Annotated in this window: 4 protein-coding genes; all 4 read right to left on the reverse strand. The window is 73.4% G+C overall.

Annotated features, from left to right (window positions below; all coding sequences use genetic code 11):
- Positions 1-156: 156 nt before the first annotated feature.
- Positions 157-2,316 carry a glycoside hydrolase domain-containing protein gene (locus ACZ7C5_RS19015; protein ID WP_470323032.1) on the reverse strand — a complete coding sequence of 720 codons (2,160 nt, stop codon included), beginning with the start codon at positions 2,314-2,316 and terminating at the stop codon, positions 157-159.
- Positions 2,317-2,686: 370 nt separating this feature from the next.
- A complete protein-coding gene (locus ACZ7C5_RS19020; RefSeq protein ID WP_470323033.1) occupies positions 2,687-3,715 on the reverse strand; it encodes a hypothetical protein in 1,029 nt (342 codons plus the stop codon).
- A 195-nt stretch (positions 3,716-3,910) separates the two neighbouring features.
- Positions 3,911-4,816 carry a hypothetical protein gene (locus ACZ7C5_RS19025; protein ID WP_470323034.1) on the reverse strand — a complete coding sequence of 302 codons (906 nt, stop codon included), beginning with the start codon at positions 4,814-4,816 and terminating at the stop codon, positions 3,911-3,913.
- Positions 4,817-5,029: 213 nt separating this feature from the next.
- On the reverse strand, positions 5,030-6,000 hold a 971-nt coding region (locus tag ACZ7C5_RS19030), incomplete at its 5' end, for an MSCRAMM family protein (protein ID WP_470323035.1).

Here is a 6,000-nt window from a genome sequence, read left to right on the forward strand (position 1 = left end):
GGGGCGGGAGCTCACCGCCGCGGGTCGGTCGCACGAGGGCCCCGGGCGGTAGCCGGCGCCCCCTGCCTCCCGCCGGAACGACGGCAAACGCCCCCGCCCCCCGCAAGTACCGGGGACGGGGGCGCCTGGTGCCGGGGCGTGCCGGGGCGTGCCCGGTCAGCTCCGGGTGGCCACGAGCTGGCTGGAACCGTCCGGCAGGCCCGCGATGGCGACGCGCTGGGCCGGGAAGGTGCTCACGCCCGCCGGGCCCTGGACGGCGGTGAAGCCGGACCAGTTGCCGGTGCCGAAGCGGGTCTCGTGGTAGAGGTTGCCGTCGTTGCCGATCACCGCCACCTGGGACGAACCGTCCGGCAGGCCGGCGATGCCGACCGTCCGCGCGGCCATGGTCGGCGTACCGACGCCGGGGAGCGCGGCGAAGCCGCTCCAACTGCCATTGGCGAAACGGGTCTTGTGGTAGACGTTGCCGTCGTTGCCGATCGCCAGCACCTGGGTGGAGCCGTCCGGCAGGCCCGCGATGGCCACCCGGCCGGCCGCCATGGTCGGCGTGCCGACGCCGGGGAGCGCGGCGAAACCGCTCCAACTGCCGTTGGCGAAACGGGTCTTGTGGTAGACGTTGCCGTCGTTGCCGATCGCCAGCAGCTGGGTGGACCCGTCCGGCAGGCCCGCGATGGCGACGTCCCCGGCCGCCATGGTCGGGGTGCCGACCCCGGGAAGCGGAGCGAAACCGCTCCAACTGCCGTCGGCGAAACGGGTCTCGTGGTAGACGTTGCCGTCGCTGCCGATCGCCACCACCTGCGAGGAGCCGTCCGGCAGGCCCGCGATGCCGGCCCGGCGGGCCTGCGTGGTCGGCATGCCGTCAGCGGGGAGCGCGGCGAAGCCGCTCCAGCCGCCGTTCGCGGCCCGGACCCCGTGGTAGAGCCGGCCGTCCAGGCCGATGCCCAGTTCCTGCGAGGAGCCTCCCGGCAGTCCGGCGATCGCGGCCTCCGAGCCGCGGAACAGGCCCGCCCCGCCCGTCAGCGGGCCGAAGCCGGGCCAGGCGCCCGTGCTCTGGCGCACGCCCAGGAAGAACGCGGAGGACTGGGGCCGCGGGATCCCGGTGAGCTGGATGTCGAGGTAGTCCTGGTCTATGCCTATCGAGAAGCCGCCCCAGGTCTCCGGGTTCTGCGGCGAGGCGTACTGGTGGGCGCGCTGGTGGGCTGACCAGTAGCCGGCCGGTATCGCCGGGTCCGCGGTGTCCTCGCGGCCGTTCCAGTTGGCGCTGAAGACGGCGTCGGGCATGGTGTAGGCGCCGTTGCCGACGTTGGCGGCCAGGTCCTTCATGCCGGACGAGGAACTGCTGTAGACGCCGGAGTTGTAACCCCAGGCGTGCAGTTCGTTGGTCCACGCGGTCAGGAAGGCGAGCACCGCGCCCGAGTACTGCGGGGCGTAGTCCTCCATGTCGTAGTAGAGGACCGCGCCGGGACCGAAGCCGAGGGCCCTGGCCTGGCTCACCGCGTCGTCGGCGGCGCCGGCGCCCTCGGTGGCGGGCGAGACGATCGACGAGGCCTGCACGCCGACGTACAGCGGCATGAAGGCCCAGCCCGCGGCCTGCTGCTGCTGGACCCAGGAGGCCGTCAGGTTCGGTTGGGCACAGGCCCGCTTGGCGCCGCCGATGTAGACGCCGACCGCCCGGTACGGGGAGGAGGTCATCCACGCGTTCATCGCCGCGCCGGAGGGCGCCGTGCAGGCGTCGAACCCCTTGCCGGTGTGGTTCGTCGCCGACACGGGTATCGACGCCGCAGCGGCCTGGCCGGACGGCGCTGCCGCGGCGGCGGTGGACCGCGGCGCGACGGCCGTCCCGGCACCGGCGGGCGCCGGCTCCGGCAGGTGCGCCGGCGCGGGGGTGAGCCCGGCGCCGGTGACGATCCGCCGCACCAGCGGCTGGTCCGTGTCGTACGTCCCGGTCACCGCGACGACGCCGTCGTTCGCCCGGATCACGTGCGCGACGGGGCTGGAACCCTCCTGGTCCGGTGCGGCGCCGGCGGCGGGCTCGACCAGCAGGGCCTCGGTGCGGCCGACCAGCCGCGGCGGACAGACCTGCTGCTCGCCCGGGTGACCGAGGTACACCGCGTGCCGGTCGAAACGGACACAGGTCTTCGGGTCCGCGGTCAGATCCACCACCGGCCAGGCCGCGGGCACGTGGAAGACGCGGCCCTGGTACGTCACCGCCTTGGTGTCCGGACTTCCGGCGGGAGCGGCCGCGGCGGAGCCGGTGGCGGCGGCAACCGCCGTGAGCACGGCCGTCGCGACGGCCGCGGCGCTCCGGAGCGCTGTCATACGGGTCTTCACCCAGATCTCTCCTGACATGACGGAAGGCCGCGCGCCGAGGAGTCGGCCGCGCGGCGTCGGCGGCCACCCTATCCACGCCCGCCGCGCGGCGGGCCGGCCGGCAGCGGGCGTCGTGCCGCAGGGGCCGGCGAACGAGGCGGACCGCTGCCCGTGACCCGTCGTCAGGTCCGGCCCCCGGGCCCGGGGCCGCGTTCCTCAGCGGCGGAACAGGCCCCGCCGCTTCGCCGGCGCGACGGGCCGCACCGTCGTCACCGGGTGCGGCGTGTCGAGCAGGGCCACGACGACGTGGAGGAAGGGGCGGGCCTCGGCGGTCGTCCCGGTCCGGTGCAGGCGGTGGCGGTCCCGCCCGCCCGCCGGATCAGCCGTCGATCGGCGTCAGTCCGGGGTAGACGTCCTGCCAGCGGTAGCGACGGCAGTGGAAGTGCCAGTAGGCGAAGGCCGTCATGTAGCGTTCGAGGTGCGGGCGTTGCTCGTCGGTGGCGAGGCCGAGCACACGGCGGTAGGCGGCGAGACCGCTGTCGAGGCTCCGGCGGTAGGCGGCGAGGTAGGGGATGTTCTCGCTCACCGCGCGGCGGTGGATCCGGCTGGCGGTGAAGTCCTCACCGTGCACGGCCTCCTTGTAGAAGGACAGGACGTCGTTGACGTCGTTGAGGAAGGCGACGCAGGAGCTCAGCGCCGCCGTCCAGAAGGCCCGGTGGCGGGTGGCGCTCAGACAGGGGTCTGTGAACTGGAGCGAGGTGAACCAGAACTGGGAGAACCCGTTGAAGACGCGGACGAAGTCGCTGTCGACCTCGTCGGACGCCTCCGGTGTGAACTCCGACTCCATCAGGACGCCGGTGATCGCGTTGTAGAAGAAGGTCCTGAAGACGGCGAGGAAGGTCGGATCGCAGTGCCGCGCGACCTCACCGAACATGTGCCGGATGTACCGCGCGTTCGGCGAGGACGCGCCCGGCTCGGGCAGCATGCCGGCCCGCAGGATGACCTCGGCCTCCGCCCGGTCGTGGCAGCACACGTCGTCGGTGTTGGTGGTGAACACCCAGATGCGGTCGAGGGCGAGCGCGAGGGCGTCGTCGGCGACGGGCACCATGAGGGCGCGCATCAGCGTGATGTGGTCCGTGGTGGCCGGGGGGACCGTGACACCGAACGCCGCGAACTCGGCGGTGAGCAACCGGGCGTCGGCGCGGGCCTGGGCGAGGTCGACGGGCGGATCGAAGGGTTCGGTGAAGGCGATCATCCCGTCGACCAGGCCCGAGTCCAGGACGCCGGCGACCATGCCGCGGTGCCGGGGATCGGGAACGGCGTCGAGGCCGCTGCGCGCGGTGTAGTGGAGGGTGTCCAGGCCAGGCGGTCGAGGGTGTCTGATCGTCAGGCGGTCCGTCGGGTCCATGCCGCATCCCTCCGTACGTCGTCTCCGGCCGGCGGCGGTACGCACCTGCACGGCCGCGCCGATCCTCACACGGCCGCCGCGCCCGCCGCCCGCTGACACGGCGTTCCGAACTCGACCGGGTGTACGCCGCCCACGGGAGTTGACGAAAGTGGGACGCGTGGGGCGCGTGGGCCCCCGTCGCGCGCGGCGGCGGGCTCACCCGTCTCGCAGCAGGGCGTGCAGCGGGCGGTCGACCGCCTGGGCGGCGGGCCGGGTGAGGTGCAGGGCCGTGTGGAAGAGACCCTCGGTCTCCTTGCCGCGGGGATCGTCGCCGGCCGCCGACACGGCCGCGACGGCGTACGCCTGCTCGTCGGGGCCGGTGAAGCGGCGCTGCGGATAGGTGCGGGCGGTGTCCCTCTCCGTGGTCAGGCCCAGCGCGGCCAGTCCGTCGGAGACGTTCCGGTAGGAGCCCGTCCGCAGGACGAAGGCCGCCACCCATGGCGGCTGCTGCCTGCCCTCCAGCAGCGGACGGAAGGTCCGGGCGGACAGGAAGCTCGCCCCGCCGGTCAGGGTGATCAGCCGGGTGCCGCGGGTGGCCCGGTGCAACTCCCGGCTGGGCGGGGCGGTTTCCAGGTTCTCGACGAACCCGGCATCGAGCAGACCGGCGGCGCGACCGTAGCCGACGGCCGGCGCGGAGATGTCGAGGCCGATGACGGGTACGGCGTCCGGACGACGGCGCGCCGCGTAGAACTCCCGGTCCGAGGCGATCAGTTCGGCGGTCGTCAGGCGGGCCACCCCCGGTGAGGTGTAGCGGTCGTGCAACTCCTCCATCGTCACGTTGTGGTTGAGCAGCGCCGCGTTGATGCCGTACGAGCAGCAGACGTCCAGGACCGTGGCCGGCGGCTCGTCGCCCCGGCCGTCGGCCGGGCGCGGGGGAGCCTCGGGAAGGCCGACGGGAGCCAGGAGCCCGCGGAAGACGCGCTGGGCGTGATGGGGTGTCTGGTACTCCAGCGCCCCCAGGACCTCGAAGTACGACCGAGGGTCCGGCCGGCCGTAGATGTCGTCGAAGCCGGTCATCCGCGTGGCCGTACCCGGTGTGTGCTCGTTCCCAGCCGCGGTCATCGGGGCGCCTCCTCGTTCGGGTGAGACAGGCTTAGCGCACCGGGCGGCCGGCCGGAAAGGGCGCCGATCCGGACACGGCCGCCTCCCGGCTCGGCACGGGGCTGATCCGGACCGGTACGCCCTCCCAGCCGCACAGACGGCTGACCCTCACCGACGGCGTCCACCGTCGGTGAGGGTCGTGCCCTCACGGGCTCACGGGCCGGAGCTGGTCGGTCAGGCGCGCTCCTCGTCCGAGTCCGTCGCGGGTGTGCCGTGTCCGTGCGGATGCGGCTCGTGGTGCCCAGGCTCGTGGTGCCCAGGCTCGTGTCCCGGCTCGTGCCCGGGCTCGTGTCCCGGCTCCCACGGGTGCTCGTCCGGCGGGCAGGGGGTGGGCGGGCAGGGCGGCGGCGGGCACTTGCTGTCCTTGACCGTGATCGCCACGCACCGGCAGTCGTCGGTCAACTCGACCGTGCTCACCGCGGGTTGCGGCAGGCTGTAGCCCTCGGGTGCGGATACCTCCTGCCAGTAGTAGGTGCCCAACGGCAGGTCCGCCGCCGAACAGACACCCGACGCCGGGGTCACACACGGAGCGCCCACCGCGGTGTCCGGGTTCGCCCCGGAGGTCTGTAGCCCGGGCACGCCGTTGGTCTCGTGCCACAGCTGGAACGTCGCCCCCGCCAGGGGGTGTCCGGTCTCGGCATCGACCTTCTTCACGCTGGTGGAACCGGTCCCGGTAGCGGTCTTGGTGTCCCTGACCGTCACCTGGACGTCCGGCGCGTTGGTGTCGAGGACGACCGTGGTCACCGTCTGCCCCGGCAGGTCGTAGCCGGGCGGGGCCGCGACCTCCTGCCAGTAGTAGGTACCCAACGGCAGGTCCGCCGCCGAACAGACACCCGACGCCGGGGTCACACACGGGGCCCCGACGGCGGTGTCCGGGGTCGCACCCGTGGTCTGCAAGCCCGCGACCCCGTTGGTCTCGTGCCACAACTGGAACGTCGCCCCCGCCAACGGCTGCGACGTCGCGGAGTCCACCTTCGTCACGCTGGTGGACCCGGTCACGACAGCGGTCTTGGTGTCCCTGACCGTCACCTGGACGTTCTGCCCGTTGGTGTCGAGGACGACCGTGGTCACCGTCTGCCCCGGCAGGTCGTAGCCGGGCGGGGCCGCGACCTCCTGCCAGTAGTAGGTACCCAACGGCAGGTCCG

The organism is Kitasatospora sp. NPDC036993 (assembly GCF_055607525.1).